A 22,535-nucleotide genomic window follows, 5' to 3' on the forward strand; every position below is an offset into this window, starting at 1 on the left:
AGATTGATATGCAGGAACAGTTAATCAACCCAACCATACAAAAGTTTAGGACCGAATTCAAAGCAGAGCCTGAACACATCTTCCTTTCTCCCGGGAGAATTAATATTATCGGTGAGCATGTAGACTATAGCGACGGTTTTGTATTACCTGCTGCCATAGATAAATACATTTGTTTTGCCGTCCGCAAGCTGCAACAGTCTAATTTTTGTACCATCATAGCCAAAGACCTCGGAGAAGAATATACATTTGATGTCACAATAGAGGTAAAACCTGTACCGCAAATGTGGATGAATTATATTCTGGGCGTTTTCAGCCAGTTGCAGAAGTCGGAAAACCAGTTTTGCGGAATGGAAATTGTCTTCAGTAGTACCATTCCAATGGGATCCGGACTTTCTTCTTCGGCAGCCCTTGAATGTGGCTTTGCCTATATCCTCAATGAACTTTTTGACCTTCATCTCACCAAGAAAGAAATCGCGGTGATCGGGCAAAAATCAGAACATACTTTTGCAGGAGTTCAGTGCGGAATTATGGATCAGTTTGCCTCCGTTTTCGGAAAGGAAAATAAGGTGATTATGCTTGACTGTAATTCTTTGGAGCATCAATATTTTGATGCCGACCTTAAAGGATACAGCCTGCTGCTTTTTGACAGCTGTGTAAAGCATAGTCATCTGACATCCGGCTATAATGAAAGACGTAGAGATGTAGAACACGGCAAAAAAGTCTTATGGAAAAATTTCCCTGAGATTGAAAAATTCCGGGATTTTACATTGTCTATGCTTGATCATACAAAGGAAGAAATGGGAGATATTTCATACAAAAGATGTCTCTATCTGTTGAAAGAAATCCGAAGAGTAGAAATGGCGGCCAAAGCAATTTCGGAAGGAAATATTGAATATCTGGGAACACTTCTCACAGAAACCCATGCCGGGCTGTCCACTGAATTTGAGGTCAGTTGCATTGAACTTGATTTTTTGGTTGAAAACACATTGCAGAAGGAAGGGGTTCTGGGAGCAAGAATCATGGGAGGCGGCTTTGGGGGCTGCAGCATCAACCTGATTCAGGAAAACAGAGCTGAAGAAGTGATTAAAGCCATCAGTGAAAAATATCTTGAACATTTTAATATTCAGATGAAAGTGTATCAAGTTAAAATTTCAGACGGGATAAAAGAATACACCAATGAATACATCATTTGACCGTAATAAACATCCCCACAGAAGATACAATCCTCTCCTGAATGAATGGATACTGGTTTCTCCCCAACGGGCAAACCGGCCCTGGCAAGGACAGAGAGAGAAGACCGCAGCAGATGATCGTCCTGCCTATGATCCGGACTGTTATCTCTGTTCCGGAAATTGGCGTGCTAACGGAGCCCGCAACCCTGACTATAAAGGGACATACGTTTTTAATAACGATTTCGGGGCGTTGCTTAATGAAGAGGTTGATTTCTCAGAAGGACATTCAGGATTTTTTACCCTGCTTCCGGAACGTGGAATCAACAGGGTTGTTTGCTTTTCTGAAGACCACAGCCTTACCTTACCGGAAATGTCCGTGGAACAAATAAAAAATGTGGTGGATGCATGGCAGGCGCAGTTCATTGAATTAGCAGCTTTCGACCATATTAATTATATTCAGATTTTTGAGAATAAAGGAAGCATCATGGGATGCAGCAATCCTCATCCGCACGGCCAGATATGGGCACAGTCATCAGTTCCGGCAATGGTTCAGAAAACCCAGGATCAGTTGAAATCTTATTTTGAAAAGAATAAAAGAACATTGCTGGAGGACTATATTGAGCAGGAAATAACGGCCGGCGAACGTATGGTCACAGAAAATGAAAATTTTGCAGCATTAGTGCCGTTTTGGGCATCATGGCCTTATGAAACAATGATTATCAGTAAACAACAAAGAGAAAATATTGCAGCATTTTCTGAGGATGAAAAAGAATCACTTGCAGCCATACTCAAGGACCTGACTACAATTTATGACAATCTTTTTGAAACGTCATTTCCTTATTCTGCGGGAATTCATCAATCACCTACGGACGGAAAGCAACATCCGGAATGGCATTTTCATATGCATTTTTATCCACCGCTGCTCAGGAGTGCGGAAGTAAAGAAATTTATGGTAGGGTATGAAATGCTTGCAGAGCCTCAGCGAGACATTACCCCGGAACAAAGTGCGGCAATATTAAGAAGCCTGCCCCGGATTCATTACAAGAAAAAATAATAAAATCAATACCTTTGGAAAGAATATGCAGATGGTAATTCTGATACATACAGAATATAACATCTCTTTTTCTCAATAAAATTATGGAACAAATTAAATTAATTGTGACGGATATGGATGGGACGTTTCTGAATTCCAACCATGAAATGAGCCCTGAATTTTCGGATATTTATAAAGAACTGAAAAAAAGAAATATTGTATTTGTTCCCGCGAGTGGCCGGCAGATGCCGGGGATTACCCATTATTTCGGGGATATAGAGAGTGAGATCGGCTTTATCGCTGAAAATGGAGGTTATGTGATCTATAAAGATCAGGAGCTTTTTGCTGATATATTGGAATATAAATATATTGTTGAGATCATCAAAGCGGTTCGGGAAATACCGGGAGCGAAAGCGGTACTCTCAGCTAAAAAAATGGCATATTATGAAACCGAAGATCAGCAGTTTGTAGATTTTTTCTCAAAGTATTATACCGAAAATATGAAAAAGGATGATCTTACTGAAAGAATTGATGATACAGCCTTTAAAATAGCAGTCTATCATCCTGAAGGCTCTGAAGAATATCTGTATCCGGTTTTGAAAAGATTTGAAGAATTTGGTCTGGAAGTGGTTGTTTCGGGAGAATACTGGCTGGACATTATGAATAAGGATATCAATAAAGGAAACGCTTTGAAAATCCTTCAGAAATCTTTGGGAATCTCTCCTGAAAATACGATGGCATTCGGAGATTATATGAACGATATAGAAATGCTGAAGAATGCCAAATATTCTTACGCGATGAAAAATGCACACCCGAATGTAAAGCAGGTGGCCAATTTTGAAGCGTGTACCAATGACAGCTTTGGAGTTTTAAAAACAATCAAGGGCTATCTGGACTGATTAAAGGCATTTGTAGTAAGAAATGCAATAGAATATCGGGCTGTAAAATAAACCTATGGAGTATAAAAAAGTACATCCGCATAAAGCATTAGAATCCTTCATTCATTTCTATTGGGAATTGAAAGGAAATGAACAGGAAGAGCAATGGGAAAGAGTTTTTCCGGATGGCTGTGCTGGTATACTAATGAATGTAGGAGATCCTTGTTTGACGGATAACGGTTCGGTCGTAATGGAGTTCGGAAAAACTTATGTAGTGGGAGCAATGACTTCATTCAAAGATAGTTTTATTGATACTGATACTCATTTAATCGGTGCATGCCTGAAGCCGGCAGCTTTTGCCAATTTCTATAATTATACTTCACAGAATGAGCTGGTAGACGACACGATTGAATTTGAAAAATCAAATTCCTTTAACGTTGACAAAGCATTAGAGGATACTTTCCATTATTTTGATCAATTCTTTTCCGCTAGAGTACAGAATAAGAACAACAAGTTACAACCTGTACTTAACGAGATACATTCTGCAAAAGGAAAAATCAGCATATCTGAGCTTGCAAAAAGGAATTTCACGTCCGTAAGACAATTGGAAAGGGATTTTAAAAGACTTATTGGAATATCACCAAAAGAATATACCAATATAATCCGATTTCAGAATGCTTTGCACCTGATCAGAAATCCGGATCAAAACAGGAGTCTCTTAGATATTGCATTTGAATGTGGATACTATGACCATTCACACCTTAGCCATGAAATCAAAAGAAATACAGGACTTTTGCCATCGTTACTTTGATTTGTCGCATTTTTACAAAGTATACCAGGCTGGGTAAAAGTAAATTTGCAGAGACATTAAAATTCAAACAATGCGAAAAATATCACTTTTTATTGCGATGAGCTTAGATGGTTATATCGCGCAACCCAATGACGATTTAAGCTTTTTAAAACTTGTAGAGAAAGAAGGCGAAGATTATGGCTATACGGAATTTACTTCTCAAATTGATACCATAATTATTGGTAGAAGAACCTATGATTATGTAGTAAATGAAATCGGAGCATCTCATTATGATAATGGGGAACGGGATGTTTATGTAATTACCAGAACAGAAAGGCCGCAAGTAGGCAGAACGATTTTTTATACGGGCAATTTAACCGAATTGGTTGAGCGTTTAAAATCAGAAAACGGTAAAAATATTTATTGCGACGGCGGGGCGGAAATAATTAATGAATTATTGAAGCAAGACCTAATAGACGAGTTTGTAATTTCGGTTGTCCCGGTTTTATTAGGTGATGGGACAAGACTTTTTAATGACAGAAGACCAGAACAGGTACTTGAATTTATTACCGTAAAAACATTTGAAACCGGTTTGGTACAACTTCACTACAAACGTAAAAAGTAATCAAAGAAAGCCGCTTAAAAGAGCGGTTTTCTTATATTTGGAACCGATACTTGTGGTATTATATCCCTCATTCTCTAAAAACCAGGTAGCACCATAAAGATAGATGGTGTCATTTTCTTTATAATTAGCATTCCTACATGTATGATAACCGGACTTTTTGTTCTCTTCAATATTGTTTAGGTTAGTATTTAACAGGGATGATTACAATGATCTATTTCGTTTCATAAAAAAAGCAACGTTCTGTAATTAAGATGGTTGCGGTGCTTCAATATGCTCTAAATTTATAAATATAAATAGTGTATGCTATGAATATATCTAATTAAAATTTATGTTTGCCCTGTTAAAAAAAGCGAAATCCGAAAAGCTTAATAGAGTAGGAGAAAATTAAACTGTTTATTAATTATGAGTTCTGAAAGTAACAGAAAAAAGAAAGTTATTGATGATTTGTTGAAGAAGAAAATCGAAGGTCTTAAAGGAATTTATGGTGGTGTTGCATGCACGGCACCTCCTAAGCCGATTGTTATTACTCAATGCTACATCTGTACAGTAACTTCCCCGACCAATCCGAGCGGACCAGTTGTTGCAATTGCTCCTTAATTACTAAAAAAAGAAGGAATGAGCAATCATTCCTTCTTATCTAAAACTAGACTTACTATGATAAACAAAAGCTTACATGATGTGCTGGCCTACAGAAATGATGATGTTATTGATCGTTTTTTAACCATGTACAATATTGAGAAGGAAGAAGCTTTAAAGATATTTAACGAAACATTGAAATGGCTATGGCTGGGTAACCACATTGATGATGTTTTTATTGATGATTCTACCTTAATAATTGATGAGATGTGGCATAACTTTATTCTTTTTACGCAGGACTATGAAGCCTTTTGTTCTGCACATTTTGGACGGTTTATACATCATCAGCCTGAAAAAAGAAAACAACAGGAGTGGTATAATGACACATTTAATGTTGAAAGCCATACAGACCGATTAAAAAGTTTATATGAAAGGGTGTATGATAATCTGGGAGAAGAGACCTTACTAACCTGGTATGAAGAATATCCTCAAAAATATTCTCCAGAGCAAATAAAAAAACTTAGAAAATGAAAAGAATTATTTATTTCTGTTTACTGATCCTGTCGAATCTGGTTTTCTCTCAAAATTTATCAACCGGTTTTGAGGAATTACAACCGGAAAAAATAGGGGGGTATACCGTAAAAAATACTGAAGGGAAAGAGGTTTATAAAACGGAATATCAACATCTTGACTCAGTAAAAATTTTCGGATATAATTATTTATCAGAAGACAATCTTAAAATAAGAGGGTTTCTTATAGAGCCCAAAATAAAAGGGAAGTATCCCGTAATTATTTTCAACCGTGGAGGCAATGGTGAACTTGGAGCTGTAACTCTACCAGTATTAACGGATTTTCTATCAAAAATTGCGGCTAAAGGCTTTGTGGTAATAGGCTCTCAGTTACGGGGAGGAGCCCGTAGTGAAGGAAAAGATGAATTTGGGGGGAAAGATATTGGAGATGTCTTAAAATTATTTGAAATTATTGATCATCAGGAGACTATTGATCCCAAAAAAGTTGGAATGCTGGGTGTAAGCAGAGGAGCAATGACCAACTTTTTAGTCCTAAAAGAAACAGACAGAGTAAACGTAAATATTACGGTAGGAGGCATTGCTGATTTAAATCAAAAAGACAGACCGGAAATGTGGGAGCTTTACAAAAAACTCATTCCTGATTTTGAGAAAAATTCGAAAAAAGAAATGGATAAGCGCTCTTCAGTTCTTGCTATTCCTATGATCAAAAATAAAAAAGTAAAAAATATGATTATCCATGGGGCCAATGATGAAAGGGTAAATGTTGAAAATGCAATTGTATTGTTTAAAAATTTAAAGGAAAATAATTTTTCAACAAGACTACTGATTTATGAAGATGCCAATCATGGAATTAATAATAACACGAAAAGCCTGATAGAAAATATAACCAAATTTTTCAAAGAATATCTTTAAACCTTCTGATGAAGTAAATGTGGCATTAGTTCGTTTTAGAATATCATTTGAGAAACGACAAAGGTCGATTTACTCAAAGAAAATAGAAGAAGCGATTGAGAAAAAATACACTAATGACTATAAATAAAAATAAATAAATAACATTAAAATTTTAAACAACATGAAAAAATTCTTTAGACCATTACTTTTGATATCAATGTTTATGATTTCATTTTCCTGTAATGATGATTCACAATCTACAGAGAACGACTCTGTATCAGCTTTACATTCCAATTTAAGTAACAAAGCCGGTGATTGTGGATTAGTAACAGAAGGAGATGATCAAAAGTGGGAGGCTATAGATCCTGTGGAAGTGGCGATACTTCATAATAAATTTTTAGAAGTGGCTGTGAATACCGCACTTCAAAATCCTGGTAAATCTGACATAGAAATTTTGACAAGTCTGGATATTCCGAATGTAAGTAGTGACTATATGAATTGCATATCGACCAGAATATCCAATACTTCAGATGATGAGATGGATAAAGTTATCATGAGCAATTTGAGTGATGATAGAGCCGTGGGTCTTTATAATGAAATATTAGATGATTTATCAGGGGATAATAAATCGTTTTCCACAATATCAAAAGAAATGGATGACACTAGATTAAAAATCAATTCTCTTTCTAATCAGAAAGATAGAGACATCCTATTAACGTGTTTAGAAACAGGATTAGCTTCATCAAAATTCTGGCTTCCTACAGAATTGGAAGGCGATGGAGTTGGCTATCATTATCTTTCCGTTGTAAACAGTACTTCAAAAGTAGGTGGTGATACACGATTCAAGAAAGATATGCGTGGTGCAGGATATGGAATGGTTGCATGGTCTTTTAGTGCTTTTTTAGGACCGGTTGGTGCTAGTGGACTTGTATACGGAGCTGTAACCGGAGCTATAGGTTCTTCATTTTTACCATAAATCATGTGACATATAACTCAGGAAGAAAGTCCTTCAAATAATTTTGAGGGGCTTTTTTCAGGTTGGCTGTATACTATAATCTTTGATCATAGAATTATAATTTTTTGTTCATTACCATATACACTCCGGAAATTTGTATTTTTAATCCATCATTGGTGCAAGAAAAAGTTGTTAAAAGAAATGGAACCGGTCACAAAAATTAAAACGTATCACTTTCTTCCCTACAAGTATGGTTTAGAGTTGCTTTTAGATATTGGTCGTATTGAAACATTAAATCATTTTGTATTAGATAGTACATTGCACCAGCTTAGTTTTTACGAAATTCTTTTTATTGAAAAGGGAGCCGGTACCTTTACATTGGATGAAAGTAAGATTCCCATCACTCCTGGAACTGCTATCTTCACAAGCCCCGGACAAGTTCGGTGCTGGGAAATCAAAGAAAAGGTAGAAGGATATACTTTATTTTTTGATAAAGATTTTCTCTATCTCTTTTTTTCAGACGAGCTGTTCCTGTATAGATTTCAATATTTTCATCAATATTCATTTCCAACCGGGATGAAGATACCGAAAGTATCATTTGAGAAATGTATGAACCTTTTACATGAAATAGAAGGGGAGTTCGGGCAGCTCCAGAATGACAGTGGCCATCTGATCAGATCCGTCTTATATCAGCTGCTTGTCATTCTCAATCGTTATTATGCAAGTGTTTATCATATTCAGGGGGATACCTATGTTCATCCGGATTTTTACAGGTTTCGATCTTTACTGGAAAATAATTTTATAAATGACAGGACTGTAGAGGCTTATACCCAAATACTTAATGTCAGTCCGGGATTTCTGAACAAAATATGCAGGCAATTCAGTGGGCTATCAGCACAACAAATGATTCACCATAAACTGATTTCAGAAATAAAGAAAGAGCTGTATCAAAACAAATCTGCAAAAGAGATTGCTTACGGGTTTGGTTTTTCTGATCCTTCTAATTTTAACCGCTTCTTTAAAAAACTTACGGGGAGCACTCCTCAACAATACCGGAAGAGTTTGTAAAATGACCATTTAAAAATTAAAATGACCTTTTTGCAGTATAAGATTGTTCCTAATTTTACCCAAAAAAGGAATATGAAAAAATACATACTTAGCTTTCTGCTTTTTATAATAAGTGTAGCGATAGTACAGGCAGAACAATTATATGTTAATCCCAGGACCGGCAACGATACCAGTTCCGGAATAAAAGAACAACCTCTGAAAACAATTGCAGAAGCAGCAAGACGCGTCAACCAAAATAAGGAAAAGGAATCCACTACAATCATTCTTTCGGAAGGTATCCATCTGATCACCGAGACTGTTGTATTCAGTAATGATAAGTATACCCCTAAAAACCGTTTGGTTATTCGTGCGGAGATTATGCCTGATGATGCAGATTGGGGGCCTCAAAAAATGCCGGTTGTCGTTACAGCAGCACCCCTTGTACCGGGTGTGGGAGGAGAAGAGGCAAGAGGCATACAACCGGAGGTTAGTCATGTGACTATTGAAGGTCTTAGATTTACGGGAAGCCCTGACTATTCTTATATAGATGGTAAAAACTTACGCAGGTCTTATCCCATTTGGAGGGATGGCAAAAAATTAGATGATCTTCTGGTAACGCAGTGTCTTTTTACCGGAAATCCGGATGTATTGCCGTTGCATGTAGGGGTTATAGCTAATGGATATGGTCTGGTGGTTGATCATTGTGTATTTTTCAATTGTAAAAATCCTGTTGTTTTCTGGAAAAATGAAGGAGCTAAGGGGAGCAGAAGTGCCATGCGTTATTCATTGGTTTATGGAGGTTATTTCAGTGGGGTCTGGACTACAAAAGGTACTGATGGTGACTATTTTGACTTTCATCATAATGTCATTGCAAATACGACTACGGTATGGATAAGGGAAAAAGGAAGTACACTCAGATACAAAGCCTCTGATTGCATTTTTACAGACTATAAAAATATGGCAGGATTTGGTGACGGTGCGATAGGTGGTAATGATTTAACTTCCTCAGATTTTCTGGATATGAAAAACGTGCAGACTACAGGAACTGTACAAATTGAAAAAGATCAGAGTAAGCGTAATTATCTTCAGCTGGCGGAGGGGTCGTTGGGCTCAAACCTAAGAGCAGGACTTTTTAAAAAAAATCAATAAGTATATAGTTTAGATGATAAAGAATCCTGTCGTTTTTAAAATTGCAGGATCTTTATTTTACTGTAACCAATGAAAATTTCGCAAATATCATACATCTCAGCCAGGGCCAAAAAGTATGTGTTTTTCTTTTGATCTGTCATGTTTTTTTATAACTTTAACAGGCTTTGTATTAGCGAATTACTTAATTATTTATTCCGATTATGCAGATTTTGCCATCAGCTGTTTTAGCGCCTTACGTAAAGAATTATACGGTTGTAACGATTGGTAAAGATATCACGGATGCTGTATTTTATCCCAGTGGTTATATCGATTTGATTATTAATATCTCTGGCGGATCAGCTGCGACTATCATTAATGGCAAAAGAAAAGATACCCCGTCCGTAGAGTTGCTGGGGCATATTACACTTCCAACAAGACTTACGGTCCTGAAAAATACGACGGTGCTGATCGTAAGAATTTATCCTCATGCCAGCACTTTATTTTTTGATGATCCGGTCTCTGAATTTACAAACTATGCCACTGATATGTATGATGTAACAGCAGAAAGTAAAACCTTGTATGATCGTATTATAATGGCGGGTGACTTGTCCGGCCAGATTAAAATAGTAGAAGATTTTTTGTTGCAGCAAATGAAAAAAAATGAAAACCGATTGAAAAAAGTTTCAATGGTTCTGGCTCTTAGTAAGCGGATTTCCTTTGATCATCAGCCATTAAATTTAAACCGGTTATCTGAAGGCTCCGGACTATCGGAAAGATATATTCAAAAACTTTACATGAACAATATCGGTATCAGTCCGGCAGCCTTTACTTCCGTCGTCCGATTTAACAGATCCCTGCATCTGGTGCTTAATACCCGGTCATCACTGACTTCTATCGCCTATGATTGCGGGTATTATGACCAGGCACATTTTATCCGGGAATTTAAAAGATTTACGGGTATTGTTCCCTCAGAATCCCGGAGTTTCCTAATTGAAAACGGGAAAGATTTTCAAGAGGCTGTCAATGTAGGCTTTTAGCCTATTTCGCTGGATGATTACTGCTAAACATATCGCGATGCATTTTCCATCCGTTTTTTGTATTTTTCCAGATGACCATTACTTTTCCATCATCTATTTTCTTACCGTCAAGATCTCTCATTTCATAAAAGCTTTCTTCAGTAATGGATGTTTTGTCACTCCCATATAAATGCTGAATTGTAAATGTAACATGTACCTTAGGTCCACCTTTAAAGAATGAAGCTATTTGCTCCCGTCCGCACACGGGTGAAGCGCCTGGAGGAAACAGACATGCATCTTCAGTATATCTGGTAAGAATAGATCCATCGTCTTTATTGGCGAGATCTGCATAGATGGCATTGCTTGATTCTATGGCTTTCCTGGCACTTTTTGACACCATATCTGTATTTTGGGCTTTGCAAAAACCGGCAAACGCTATGAATACGCTTACCATAACTACTTTTTTCATTTTAATTTTTTTTACAAAGTAACCGATTGATCGAAAATGAAAATTGTATAATTGCGAACTAATATTAATTTTTTCTTTTAACCTTATGCAGATTAAAGGATGGTTTGATACAAATGAAAAATGAACAATATTGTTTAAGCATGAAGTACCAATATTGCTTTTACGGATTTGTTAAGAATTTCTTCTACAGTGCTGCTGCTAAATAAGCGGTAAATAATATTATGATTTCTTTTAACCAGACACAAAATGTCTGTTTCATTATTATCAATAAACTCTATAATTCCATTTGATGTTTTACCCTCCTCATCGATATAATTGAAATTAATTTCTACGGAGGGAAACTGTGCCGTGAGCTTTTTTTCACCATTCTTTATAACCTTAGGGTTGGTTTCTTTTTCAGAAATATGAAGAACCTCAAGTTTTTTAGGCTTAGAAACTTTCAGAATCTGATTTAAAGCTTTAACATCCCTTACAGATAATTTTGTTGTTTTATAATCGGTGGCCAGCGTAATGACAGGAACTTCTGGCATTGCACTTTCGATAGGAACAATTAAAGTAGGGATCCGGATTTTAGATACCGCCATACTGGTGTTGCTGCCTACAATTCCCTTGATACCCGTAGCACCTGTAATCCCCATTACCAAAAATGAAACTTCATGGTATTCTGCATATTTGGTCACCACATTTCGAAGAAAACCTACATCACAGATTGTTTTAACCGGAATGTCTTTATATTCTTCACTCTGAATAAAGCTTTCTGTCCATTCCTGAAGAGCCTTTCTCTTTCGCGCATAATAATCCTCGATAAAAACAACATTGTAAATATTATTATTGATTCCTTCTGTGGGATGTATGGCATTTAAAACTGTTATCTCCATTTTTAAAGCTTTAGCAAGGGATAATGCATACAGCATAGCGTTCCCGGCACTGTGAGAGAAATCGGATGCAACCAGTATTTTTTTCATTTTTTTGTTTTTGATGACAATTTGATTAATCTAAAAGGAGACCATGTTAAATTAAATAAACAGGTGAAAGAGTGTAAACAATAACAAAGATAATATTATTGAAACAGGTAAAGTAAGAATCCAGGCCATCCCGATATTTTTCAATGTGCCTGCATTCAAGTTATTCTTGCCTCCCGATGCTACCATAGATCCGGCAATTCCACTTGACAATACATGGGTGGTACTAACAGGTAGCCCCAAAAATGTACTGATACCGATGGTTGAGGCCGCTACAATTTCACTTGAAGCACCTTGAGCATAATTCAGGTGTTCATTACCAATCTTTTCACCAATGGTTACTGCAATTCTTTTCCAGCCGATCATTGTTCCCAATCCCAATGAAACTGATATGATAATAATAACCCATACCGGTGCAAACTCAGTAAGTTTATTTAACTCAGCTGCCTGATGCATAAGTTGGCTCCTATTCGTATCATCAATGATTATTTTTTTATTATCATTGATCATTTTAATGGACTTTACGAGGGTTTCAACCTGTTTTCGGAAGGCATAGGTCCCCTTTTTATCTTTTTCACTTTTATAAGCCAGCTGTTTTTTTACAGCTTCGATCTGTTGACTTATGGAAACCAGTCCATTTCGGTTTTCAATAGATGCAGCGGCTATACCTTGTACGAGCTTTTCTGTATGATTCAGAGTGTAGAGGATCCTGTCATTAGGAATATCATGATTGATCGCAAATTTGGCAGGAAGGAATGCAATAAGGATGAGCATAAAAAGACCGACACCCTTTTGCCCGTCGTTGCTTCCATGAAAAAAGCTGACCAAAGTACAGGTGGTAATTAAAATGCCCCTGATCACCAAAGGTGGTTTGTCATTTTCTCCTTCCGGGATATGAAACAATGCTTTATAGCGGAGAACATATTTAAAGAACCACATTATCAGAATAGCCAGTCCAAAACCCACAATAGGAGAAAGGATGAGTGACAGTCCTATTTCTTTTGCCTTTTCCCAGTTGACACCACCTCCGTAATACCAGCTGAAACCAAGACCGGCACCAATCAGTGAACCGATGAGGGTATGTGAGCTCGAACAGGGAATACCCAGGTACCAAGTTCCAAGATTCCAGATGATGGATGCAATTAGCACAGCAAGTACCAGGCTTGCCCCGACAGCTATGGGAAGTGTCATAAGCGTGTCCATGGGTACCAGTTTCAGGATTCCCATCGCTACAGCAATCCCACCCGTGAAAACACCGAGAAAATTCCAGAGACCGGACCAGGGGATGGCAATAACGGGCTTAAGGGCTTTGGTATAAATAACTGTGGCAACTGCATTGGCTGTATCATGAAAGCCATTTACAAATTCAAAGACAACTACAGCAAATAAGGATAAAGCAAAAACGATCACTAAGCCTATGGTTAATTCTGATTCTCCAGAAAAAGGCAGGGTAGTGTTTAAAAGCATACAATATTTTTATTTAAGTAAAAAGATATCCGTGCAGTATGCCCCAATGATTGCGTTAAGAATAAATGCCCGGTACTTTTCACTTTAACAAAGAAAAGTGATTTAATTTATCTGTATTTAAACGGATCATTAATAATTTGTTATGCTTTACGGACCGACTGTTTTAATGTGGTCAATCGGGATCTGGATCGTAATTTATCTGGACTACTTATATATGTATGTCTGGTACCTTAATGGGGATGTAAAGCAAAATACCTTTGCGTAGAAGATGGATCCACGAGTTGAATAAAGGATTCAATATAAAAGAAACTAATTAGCTTATTAAATTTAGATTATGAGCAACGTATTAATTATTAACGCCAGTGCAAGAAAAGAACGGTCATTAAGCCGTCATCTTTCAGAGGTATTTACTAAAGAATGGAAAGAAAGGCATCCTGAAGATCATATTGTCTATAGGAATATAGGGCAGGAAAATATTCCACACGTCACGGAAAAATGGATTGCAGCAGCTTTTAAACCTGCCGGACTGAGAACAGATGAAGATATAGAAACATTACAAGTGAGTAATCAGCTGGTCGCAGAACTGAAAAATTCTGATGTTATCGTATTGGGAACCCCGATGTATAATTGGTCGGTACCCAGCGTGCTAAAAGCATATATAGATCAGGTGGTAAGAGTGAATGAAACGGTTTTGGTAAATAAAAACAAACCAGAAAATCCCTATACGGGCCTATTGATAAATAAGAAGGCTTATCTGTTGATGGTTCGCGGAAATGCAGGGTATGATCCCGGAGAATTTTATGAACATATGGATTTTCAAACTACTTATCTTAAGACTGTACTAAGCATAATGGGGATAAAAAATATCAATTGTATGACACTCAATGGAGTAGATTTTGAAGGGAGCTCATTAGAAGCCGCTAACAAAAAAATAAAAACGATGATCTTGAATGAAAATACAATAGCTTAGCCCTGGAACTTCTTCTGTTTTTGTCAATGAATAGTCTGTGGAAACAGAAGTTATACCCTCTGAAAAAATGATTGAGTGCAGATGATTAAGTAAAAGCATCCTTTAGATACTTCTAAAGGATGCTTTTTATTAAAGTTAATGAACCGTATTGATCGGATCGCCTTTCAGCTTTTAACTTAGTATTTCACACGGCGCAAAGCATACTACCGATGGACATCTTTTAATTCCCGGAGGAGGGCAGCAATCATTCGAGCAACCTACTGCTCCGCCATTGATATTCTTCAATTGGTCTCTTGTAATTTTTGTGAAATTTTTCATAATAATAAAATTTGGATAAAATTAAAATTAAGGTTGGTTTCCGCCACCGCATCCATCGAATGGCATACATTGCCATTTTCCACCGATTAAGCAGATCTGGCCACCAGGACAGTTAATTCCTCCTTTAATTGTTTTCAAATCCTCTCTTTTGATTTTTTGTAAATTTTTCATAATAAATTAAGTTTAGTTCGAGTTAAAATTAATCAAATTTCATTTACATCACTAAAATTATCTGATAAATTTTCAGGTAAAATATGATTTGTCTATTGATTTTACATTGATTTTATAGATATGTAGTAAAAGAAATATTTGAGAAATAACAGGAATTCCTGCAAAAAACAGGATCGGCAAAGAAGTCTTTTTACCCAAATAAAATCTTGCCCTATGGCAAGCGATTTTTTCTAATGGCTTAGTAATTTTGGATAAAAGTTTTTTGATCTGTTTGAGAATAAGATCAAAAAAATAAACCAAATTAAAATATTGCTATGAAAAATCTATTCAAATTTGATACGTTTCGTAAGCCATTGATCATGATTGTAATTATGATGTTAACGGCTTCGCATTTGTATGCACAGAAAATCAAGCCTTCCGGAAGCGGGTATGTTCCGGTAGAAGGAACTAAGGTTTACTATGAAATATACGGAGAGGGCAGACCGGTAGTTTTATTGCATGGTGCTTTTATGACCATTGATATGAATTGGGGACAACTGATCCCTGAATTATCAAAAACCAGGAAAGTGATTGCTATAGAATTGCAGGGACACGGTCATACACCTTATTCGGACAGGAAATTGTCACATGCTACATTAGCAAAGGATGTGGAAAAAGTAATGGATTATCTTAAAGTTGAGAGTGCTGATGTAGTAGGTTATAGTTTTGGAGGTGCCATCGCCTATGAGTTTGCTATCCAGAGTCCAAAGAGATTAAAAAATCTTGTCATCATTTCTGCTACTTATAAAAGCGCGGGTTGGCTACCGGAAATTAATAATGCTTTTAAGGGAATGAAACCGGATGTTTTTAATGGTAGCCCTATGCAAACTGCTTATGATGCTGTAGCTCCTGATAAGACAAAATGGACTAAATTTCTTGAGCAAATGATGGCTTCTGCATCGGAATCTTATAATATGGGAGATGAGAATATCGCAAAAATTACAGCTCCTGTACTGATCATAGCTGGGGATAACGACGGCCTCGATAAAATTGAGCTTGTAAAAACCTATAAGTTATTAGGTGGAGGTATTGCAGGAGACTTTGGAGCCTTGCCCAAATCACAATTAGCCATTGTACCGGGTCAAAACCATGTCAGCCTTATGATGCAGACTTCGACCATATTGAATTACCTTAACGCTTTTTTAAAGTAATTTAATTAAAGGATCAGCGTAATAATTTTAATACATCATAAAAAATTAATAAAGTGAGAAAAATAACCGTTTTATCCATGATAACATTAGATGGTATTATGCAGGCTCCCGGAGGACCTGAAGAGGATACCTCCGGAAACTTCAGATATGGAGGATGGACAGTGTCCTATGGAGATGAGCTTTTTGGAGAGATTATGAAAGAAGAGATGAAGCCTTCAGATTATATTTTAGGAAGGAAAACATTTGAAATTTTTGAATCCTATTGGCCTGAGCATGCAAACTTTTGGCCTGCAATTAATGAAGGGACAAAATATGTCCTGTCTAAAGAGAGGGAGACATCTGATTGGAAAAATACCGTATTCTTAAAAACTTTGGAAGATATCAGAATGCTTAAAAACACAGAAGGATCGGATATTCAGGTATGGGGAAGCAGCGAGCTAATTCACCTGCTGCTTGAAAATGATCTGGTAGATGAACTAAGGCTTAAAATCTATCCGTTGATCCTTGGCAAGGGAAAAAGACTTTTTGATGAGAATGGAATTCCTTCAGCATTTAAATTAACAGAAAATCACGTGACTTCGAAAGGGGTTATGATCGCAGCTTATCAACGTGACGGAGGCGTCGTAACGGGTAATGTTGAAATATAATGACCTTTTTATTGAACTAATTTAACCCAAATATTTAAAATTATAAATTGTTTATGGCCCAGTTTTCAATTTTTTGGTAATCATCATGCTCTTTTCGTACAGTATGAATATACAGATGGAAAAGAGTATAATGGATACGGTAGCATTGTAGCCGTTCTTCTATATGCTCAAAATTGATATACCCGGGTTTCATATTCATCCAGATCGAAAGAAAATCAGGACCAGTATCCCTTATCCAGGGTTCATTCATATGCAGTAAATCATAAAGCGGGTCGCCAAGCATCATTTCGGCCCAATCCAGAACAGCGGTTACTTTTCGGTTTCCGTCCAGTAAAAGATTATCAAACCCGAAGTCTCCATGAAGGATATATTTTTCATTGGGCAGATAAGGGAAAAAGCTTTTCATTTTTTCGATAAGATGTGTGAAAAGCTGTCTGTTAAGCCATGAGGTCTGGGCAAGATGTTGCCAGCTTGCAGTCGTTTTGCTATTATAAAATGATAAGAGAAAATGCTGCCAGCTTGGAAACATACCTTTTCCCTGGGGATCGGTAAAGCCCCAACCGCTGAGGTTCGTGGTATCGCTCAGGTGGATATTTTCCAATTGCCGGATGATTATTTTTGCAAGCTCTGTTTGCGAATAATGATCAAGATGGTCCATGATCTCATCGGAAGGATCACCATTTGCCTTTCTTGAAATACAGTAGTATACATTATCATGATAATTTCCGTATTCCAAAACTTCAGGAATAGGAATTTTCGTATTATTCAGATGTATAAAAGCCCAATGGTCTTTCATAAAATCCTGTACATGATTGCCTGTTCTGATAATGTATTGCTGCCCTTCAGCAGTAAAACTATATGCCTTAGACCACCATCCTTCAGCAATAAATTGGAGGTTAAAGATCTTTCCAAATTTTTTGGTTAAAAAATTTTCCATACTTCAATTTTTCAAGCATTAATTTACAAATTAAAAACAGCTGGACCTAACTAAAAGAGGCCACTCAATAGAGTGGCCTCTTCATTTTAGAAAATTATGGTATAATAAGTCCGGGACTATACATTGACCGTTTTCCATTTACCTCTTTTGAAAAAGATAAATGTCGTAATTGCGATGGCCGTTTCCGCAACCGGTATTGCGATAAAGACACCGGTTGGTCCCATGCCTACGTGTTTGGTAAGGATATAGGCCAATGGGATCTGAAGAAACCAGAAGCCAAAGAAATTGATCCATGTCGGGGTTTTTGTGTCACCGGCTCCGTTAAGGGCATTCATCATTACCATACCAATGCCGTAAAAGACAAAAGCGGTACTCATAATCCACATAGCCTTTTGGGCAACTTCTTTGATCTGGATATCATTGGTGAAAAATGAAACCAGCCAATCTCCAAAAAAGAGAAATAATATGGTGACAATGATCATGAAGATGACATTGTATTTTACAGTAGCCAGGACAGAATCTTCAGCGCGTTGAAATTGTTTGGCTCCAAGGTTTTGCCCTACCAGGGTAGCGGCAGCATTACTCATACCCCAGGCTGGCAGCATAAAGAACATCATCAATCGCAATGCGGTCTGATAACCGGCAGATCCATGATCACCACCCGTGGTTGCTACCAGCTCAGCAAGAAATATCCAGCTGCATGACCCGATAACAAACTGAAGTATACCAGGAGTTGCAATCCCAACCAATGATTTTATTACCGGCCAGTCAATACGAAAATGATGAAGCTTGATTTTTAGCTGATGCTTTCCGTTAAACAGGCAAAATAGCTGGTAAACCACTCCCATTGACCGTCCGATAACCGTTGCCATAGCCGCTCCTGTTAGTCCGAATGCAGGGATGATACCCCAGCCGTTAATGAATATAGGACACAGGATGATATTGCAGATATTGGCAATCCATAAGCTCCGCATGGCAATAGCAGCGTTTCCTGCACCACGAAATATACCATTGATCAGGAATAATAGCATTATGACAAGGCTGCTTCCCATCATGATCCGGGTAAAGTTTACTCCAGCATCAACGGTTTCCTTGCTTGCTCCCATGATCCGTAAAATATCCCCGGCATAAATCATCCCCGCGATGCTTAAGACAAGGGTTACGGCAAAAGCTACGATAATAGCCTGCATACCGGCATGTGCTGCTGCATCAGGATCTTTTTCTCCCACCCGTCGTGAAACCACCGCTGTGGCTGCCATACTCATACCAATTGCGATAGAGTACATTACCGTAAGTACAGATTCCGTTAAGCCCACTGTTTGTATGGCATAGCTGCTGTTTTCGAGATGCCCTACAAAATAAAGATCTACCAGTGCAAATACCGATTCCATGATCATTTCAAGCATCATGGGAATGGCGAGTAAAATAACAGCTTTATTAATATTACCGGTCGTATAATCCATTTCGGTACCCAGTAATGATTGTTTCAACAATGTGAAATAGCGCAAACCCTTCGATGGGGTTTTCTTATGATATGACATAAATGTAAAATTAAAAGTAAGTAATAGTAATATGGAACGAAGAGGCTTCGTTCTTTAAAGTGTTCTTATGTTTTAAGCCCGGTGATTAACCAATGATTACACTGGTGAGGGCTACTATCACTTTCATATGCAGTAGTAATTGAATCGCAAATATAATTATTTTTTAATTGCAAGTGACTAATAAGATGAAAAAAATCAGACAAATAATAAATCCGGACTTATATAATATGTTTATTTATATTACTTTAGTTCTTATGACGTATAGTTTTTTGTCTGACTTATTGATATAGAAAGAGAATGTCACAAGGTATTAAAATATTTTTAATCGTGTTGTAGGTGTATCCGTTAGCAACGATCAATGCTTTTACAGGACTGGTTCTGCCAATACTTATAATATTTTCCGATACAAAGCTTTTACTAGAAGAGGCCTGGTTGTCACTTCCTAAAATGATCAATTCCACAGAAGGCAGGTCTTTGAGAAGATCGTTGATGTTTATTGATCCGTTTCATCCAATAGGATATCGAATATTAATATCTATATTATCAGTGTTGCTTAATAGAACAATTCCTGATTTTTTTTCAGGAACTAATGCAAGCATACTTCGATAGCCTATGTCACCACTGTCTAATTTTAATATTTAAATTAGGAGATATCCTTCAACATATGAATAGTTGTTGCATAATGCCCGGAATCTCCTATGGAACTGTGTAAATGTTTGTATTCCAATTTCTCATACATTGATATTGCTCCCTTAAAAACCTCAAAAGATTCTAAATAAAGTTGCTTATAACCTGCTTTTTTTGCTCTCCTTTCTATCATTTTTAGCAAATATTGTCCAACACCATTTCCTCTCAATTGATTGGAAAGATAAAATTTAACAATCTCTGCGCATGCAGAAGGCAACCCTATGGTAGGATAGAAGCCACATCCACCTAAAACTACATCATTAGATTCTACTATCCAATATTCTGCGTTTACATCTTGAAAAAGCTGATATAATTGGTTTGTTCTGGGATCATCATATACACTTCCTTCTTGAGGAGCGTTGAACTCTTCAAAAACTGTACGAATAATATCTGCTAAGGCTTTATTGTCTTTTTCTTCAATAGGTCGGATAATAACAGGATCTATAACTGCATGATTATCTCTGTGATGAAGTAGAGAATCAATCGTGGTCATACTCCGAATGACCGTTTTCAGATTTTGCTCGGAAAGATCTGAAAATAAATTTTCTATTTGAATGTCTGAATCACGGTTGATCTTTTCATAAGTGCTGCGTCCTAAGTCTGTAAGACTAATCACGCTGGAACGGTTGTCTTCTCCTGATTTTTTTCTAATAGTCAGTCCTAATTTTTCAAAACGTTTAAGGATGCGGCTTAGAAAACCCTTATCCAATCCCAGAGTAGCGGCCACTTCAGTAGGTCTTACATCAGCATTGAAATAAATCTCACGCATAACCCTGACTTCCGAAATACCCAGGTCTCCATCAAGAATACCCTTGTTGAGTAATCCCAGTACCTGTGTATAATACCTGTTGAAGGCTCTTATTTGTTCAATATAATGTTGTTTCATGATGTAAATATACATCAATAGTTGACTTTGTCAACTATTTTATATCAAAAATACATTACGTTATTTTAGTTTGCTTATTTTCTGTTGTTTATAATGTGATTAAGTCAGCTTTTGAAAATAAAAGATAGAAGATAGAAGTTATTTTAATATCAAAACAGGTTGATTTACATTTTGGTAAATTCCTTCAGAAATACTTCTGCTTGCCAGATAATAAAGGAAACTATGTCTTCCCGGTAGCGCAATAATCAGATCCGTTTTATTTGATGAGGCAAAAGTCAGAATTCCGTTGATAATATTTTCGTCGTAATAATAATGAATAGTACTCGGAATCTTGGTTAAATATTGGTGGATGTACTTTTCCAGGTCTCTCTTTTTATCTTCATTATCATCGATCCCTTTTCTTGTGTTGATATTGAGAAACATAAGGCGAACATCCATCTGCTCGATGATGGATTTGTGGTGAAACAGCCGGTCTAATTTTGTTATGCTGTTTATATCACAGGGTATTAAAATATTTTTAATCGTGCTGTAGGTGTAACCGTTAGGAACGATCAATGCTTTTACAGGACTGGTTCTGGCAATACTTATAATATTTTCAGACACAAAGCTGTTACCGGAAGAAGCCTGGTCGTCACTTCCTAAAATGATCAGTTCTACAGAAGGCTGGTCTTTCAGCAGTTCATTGATGCTTCTCGTAAGTGTCCATTCGCTTACCGCTTTTAGAACAGTTACTTCAGGTGATTTTTCAGTGATGATACCTGTTAATTTGCTAAGGAGTAATTCTGTACTTTTAATGAGGCTGTTTACATTTTCTTCATTCACAAGCAGATGACCTTCGGCTATGTGGAGATAGTCAAATTCAGATTCCTGTGACGTTTTTAAAAGAATAATATGTGTGTATTGATATTGTGTGGCCCATTCTGCAGCAAGTTTTACAGCATTTTCGGTAGTTGATGTGAAGTCAACAGGTACAAGTATTGTTCTCATATCAGTAAATTTAAACTCAGTTATTCAAGATTTGTTGTCATTTTTTTTACCAGGAAAAGAGCATCCTGTATTTTCTCTATACCAAGGTTGCCGGCTGCTTTTTCATACAGTTCCAGTGCCCACGGATAAACAATTTCTACAATTTCCTTTCCCTTTGCGGTAAGGAATATCTGTTTATTCCTTCGGTCATTGCTGTATTCTATTCTTTCAACCAATTCCCGTTTTACAAGATTGTTGATCAGGTAGGTAACACTTGATTTGTCTTTGCTTATTTTATTGCTTATCTCCTGCTGATTGATCCCGTCATTCCGGGATAAAACTCCAAGGATCTCTATAAGCTCAAAAGAAAGATCCGGATCATACTCGTTGATTCTGGTCTGGATTTTCTGTCGCAAACGGCTTTTCATTTCACTCATTGCCAAACCAAGCTCCAGGGCTAATTCTGATATGTTGTTTTGTGTGACGGGCATATGATGAATATTAACGTATAGTGGAGGTTTGATCAATCGCTGTTGTATAACAAATATACTTAAAATTAGTTTGAATTAAAACTAATTTTTCAAAAAAATAAAAGATTTTTTTTCTGTTGTTTACTTATTTAAGAAGAATATTTTCTTATTATTGAATTAAATTATAAGAAAAACTTGATTTTTACACGGAAT

General features: G+C 36.8%; 26 protein-coding genes. 15 read left to right on the forward strand and 11 right to left on the reverse strand.

Annotation, left to right across the window (positions count from 1 at the left end; all coding sequences use genetic code 11):
- Positions 1-8: 8 nt before the first annotated feature.
- The 12 genes from galK to ACNFU2_RS01620 all read left to right on the forward strand — a co-directional run bounded on the left by galK (position 9) and on the right by ACNFU2_RS01620 (position 10,662).
- Positions 9-1,193: a galactokinase gene (gene galK / locus ACNFU2_RS01565; protein WP_418123412.1), complete on the forward strand. Its 1,185-nt coding sequence runs from the start codon at positions 9-11 to the stop codon at positions 1,191-1,193.
- A complete protein-coding gene (locus ACNFU2_RS01570; protein ID WP_273647724.1) occupies positions 1,177-2,226 on the forward strand; it encodes a UDP-glucose--hexose-1-phosphate uridylyltransferase in 1,050 nt (349 codons plus the stop codon). Before galK ends, ACNFU2_RS01570 begins: the two co-directional genes overlap by 17 nt.
- 83 nt (positions 2,227-2,309) lie before the next feature.
- Positions 2,310-3,104 (forward strand): HAD family hydrolase, encoded by a 795-nt coding sequence (locus ACNFU2_RS01575; protein WP_172278218.1) that lies wholly within the window; start codon positions 2,310-2,312, stop codon positions 3,102-3,104.
- Between the two features lie 55 nt (positions 3,105-3,159).
- On the forward strand, positions 3,160-3,894 hold the full coding sequence (locus ACNFU2_RS01580) for a helix-turn-helix transcriptional regulator (RefSeq protein ID WP_172278220.1): 735 nt from the start codon (positions 3,160-3,162) through the stop codon (positions 3,892-3,894).
- Positions 3,895-3,964: 70 nt separating this feature from the next.
- Positions 3,965-4,498 carry a dihydrofolate reductase family protein gene (locus ACNFU2_RS01585; protein ID WP_172278222.1) on the forward strand — a complete coding sequence of 178 codons (534 nt, stop codon included), beginning with the start codon at positions 3,965-3,967 and terminating at the stop codon, positions 4,496-4,498.
- Between the two features lie 402 nt (positions 4,499-4,900).
- Entirely contained in the window at positions 4,901-5,095 is a 195-nt protein-coding gene (locus tag ACNFU2_RS01590; protein ID WP_273647725.1) for a hypothetical protein, read from the forward strand.
- Positions 5,096-5,152: 57 nt separating this feature from the next.
- Positions 5,153-5,605, forward strand: a complete 453-nt coding sequence (locus ACNFU2_RS01595) for a hypothetical protein (RefSeq protein ID WP_418123415.1) — start codon at positions 5,153-5,155, stop codon at positions 5,603-5,605.
- A complete protein-coding gene (locus tag ACNFU2_RS01600; RefSeq protein ID WP_172278232.1) occupies positions 5,602-6,516 on the forward strand; it encodes an alpha/beta hydrolase family protein in 915 nt (304 codons plus the stop codon). Before ACNFU2_RS01595 ends, ACNFU2_RS01600 begins: the two co-directional genes overlap by 4 nt.
- A 160-nt stretch (positions 6,517-6,676) precedes the next feature.
- Positions 6,677-7,471, forward strand: coding sequence for a hypothetical protein (locus ACNFU2_RS01605; protein WP_411246714.1), 795 nt, complete (start codon positions 6,677-6,679; stop codon positions 7,469-7,471).
- A gap of 180 nt (positions 7,472-7,651) precedes the next feature.
- A complete protein-coding gene (locus ACNFU2_RS01610) occupies positions 7,652-8,518 on the forward strand; it encodes an AraC family transcriptional regulator (protein WP_418123418.1) in 867 nt (288 codons plus the stop codon).
- Between the two features lie 72 nt (positions 8,519-8,590).
- The gene (locus ACNFU2_RS01615) at positions 8,591-9,646 is read left to right on the forward strand and encodes a hypothetical protein (RefSeq protein WP_418123420.1); all 1,056 of its coding nucleotides are present in this window, start codon (positions 8,591-8,593) and stop codon (positions 9,644-9,646) included.
- Between the two features lie 200 nt (positions 9,647-9,846).
- Entirely contained in the window at positions 9,847-10,662 is an 816-nt protein-coding gene (locus tag ACNFU2_RS01620) for a helix-turn-helix domain-containing protein (protein ID WP_418123422.1), read from the forward strand.
- Position 10,663: 1 nt separating this feature from the next.
- Here ACNFU2_RS01620 and ACNFU2_RS01625 read toward each other — a convergent pair whose 3' ends face one another.
- From ACNFU2_RS01625 to ACNFU2_RS01635, 3 genes are all read right to left on the reverse strand, one after another.
- Positions 10,664-11,110 (reverse strand): YybH family protein, encoded by a 447-nt coding sequence (locus ACNFU2_RS01625; RefSeq protein ID WP_273647731.1) that lies wholly within the window; start codon positions 11,108-11,110, stop codon positions 10,664-10,666.
- Between the two features lie 134 nt (positions 11,111-11,244).
- A complete protein-coding gene (locus ACNFU2_RS01630) occupies positions 11,245-12,075 on the reverse strand; it encodes a universal stress protein (RefSeq protein WP_418123424.1) in 831 nt (276 codons plus the stop codon).
- 51 nt (positions 12,076-12,126) lie between these two features.
- Complete coding sequence (locus ACNFU2_RS01635; protein WP_273647733.1) at positions 12,127-13,539, reverse strand: inorganic phosphate transporter; 1,413 nt, start codon at positions 13,537-13,539, stop codon at positions 12,127-12,129.
- 334 nt (positions 13,540-13,873) lie between these two features.
- On the opposite strand from ACNFU2_RS01635, the gene ACNFU2_RS01640 reads away from it, so the two are divergent.
- A complete protein-coding gene (locus tag ACNFU2_RS01640) occupies positions 13,874-14,509 on the forward strand; it encodes an FMN-dependent NADH-azoreductase (protein WP_273647734.1) in 636 nt (211 codons plus the stop codon).
- 171 nt (positions 14,510-14,680) lie between these two features.
- Here ACNFU2_RS01640 and ACNFU2_RS01645 read toward each other — a convergent pair whose 3' ends face one another.
- Positions 14,681-14,827 carry a bacteriocin-like protein gene (locus ACNFU2_RS01645; protein ID WP_172278248.1) on the reverse strand — a complete coding sequence of 49 codons (147 nt, stop codon included), beginning with the start codon at positions 14,825-14,827 and terminating at the stop codon, positions 14,681-14,683.
- A gap of 27 nt (positions 14,828-14,854) precedes the next feature.
- The gene (locus ACNFU2_RS01650) at positions 14,855-14,998 is read right to left on the reverse strand and encodes a bacteriocin-like protein (RefSeq protein ID WP_172278250.1); all 144 of its coding nucleotides are present in this window, start codon (positions 14,996-14,998) and stop codon (positions 14,855-14,857) included.
- Positions 14,999-15,312: 314 nt separating this feature from the next.
- Here ACNFU2_RS01650 and ACNFU2_RS01655 point away from each other — a divergent pair, with 314 nt between their 5' ends.
- A complete protein-coding gene (locus ACNFU2_RS01655) occupies positions 15,313-16,188 on the forward strand; it encodes an alpha/beta fold hydrolase (protein WP_273647735.1) in 876 nt (291 codons plus the stop codon).
- Positions 16,189-16,241: 53 nt separating this feature from the next.
- Positions 16,242-16,835, forward strand: coding sequence for a dihydrofolate reductase family protein (locus tag ACNFU2_RS01660; protein WP_273647736.1), 594 nt, complete (start codon positions 16,242-16,244; stop codon positions 16,833-16,835).
- A 40-nt stretch (positions 16,836-16,875) separates the two neighbouring features.
- Here the strand turns inward: ACNFU2_RS01660 and ACNFU2_RS01665 are convergent, their stop codons facing one another.
- The 6 genes from ACNFU2_RS01665 to ACNFU2_RS01690 all read right to left on the reverse strand — a co-directional run bounded on the left by ACNFU2_RS01665 (position 16,876) and on the right by ACNFU2_RS01690 (position 22,343).
- A complete protein-coding gene (locus ACNFU2_RS01665; RefSeq protein ID WP_273647737.1) occupies positions 16,876-17,772 on the reverse strand; it encodes an aminoglycoside phosphotransferase family protein in 897 nt (298 codons plus the stop codon).
- Positions 17,773-17,888: 116 nt separating this feature from the next.
- Positions 17,889-19,313, reverse strand: a complete 1,425-nt coding sequence (locus ACNFU2_RS01670) for an MATE family efflux transporter (protein WP_273647738.1) — start codon at positions 19,311-19,313, stop codon at positions 17,889-17,891.
- A gap of 278 nt (positions 19,314-19,591) precedes the next feature.
- Positions 19,592-19,774: a hypothetical protein gene (locus tag ACNFU2_RS01675; protein ID WP_273647739.1), complete on the reverse strand. Its 183-nt coding sequence runs from the start codon at positions 19,772-19,774 to the stop codon at positions 19,592-19,594.
- Positions 19,775-19,956: 182 nt separating this feature from the next.
- The gene (locus ACNFU2_RS01680) at positions 19,957-20,886 is read right to left on the reverse strand and encodes a bifunctional helix-turn-helix transcriptional regulator/GNAT family N-acetyltransferase (protein ID WP_273647740.1); all 930 of its coding nucleotides are present in this window, start codon (positions 20,884-20,886) and stop codon (positions 19,957-19,959) included.
- A 138-nt stretch (positions 20,887-21,024) separates the two neighbouring features.
- Entirely contained in the window at positions 21,025-21,873 is an 849-nt protein-coding gene (locus ACNFU2_RS01685) for a universal stress protein (protein WP_172278260.1), read from the reverse strand.
- A gap of 20 nt (positions 21,874-21,893) precedes the next feature.
- Positions 21,894-22,343: a MarR family winged helix-turn-helix transcriptional regulator gene (locus tag ACNFU2_RS01690; RefSeq protein ID WP_172278262.1), complete on the reverse strand. Its 450-nt coding sequence runs from the start codon at positions 22,341-22,343 to the stop codon at positions 21,894-21,896.
- Positions 22,344-22,535 lie beyond the last annotated feature (192 nt).

The organism is Chryseobacterium sp. PTM-20240506 (genome assembly GCF_048296755.1).
Classification (GTDB): domain Bacteria; phylum Bacteroidota; class Bacteroidia; order Flavobacteriales; family Weeksellaceae; genus Chryseobacterium; species Chryseobacterium proteolyticum.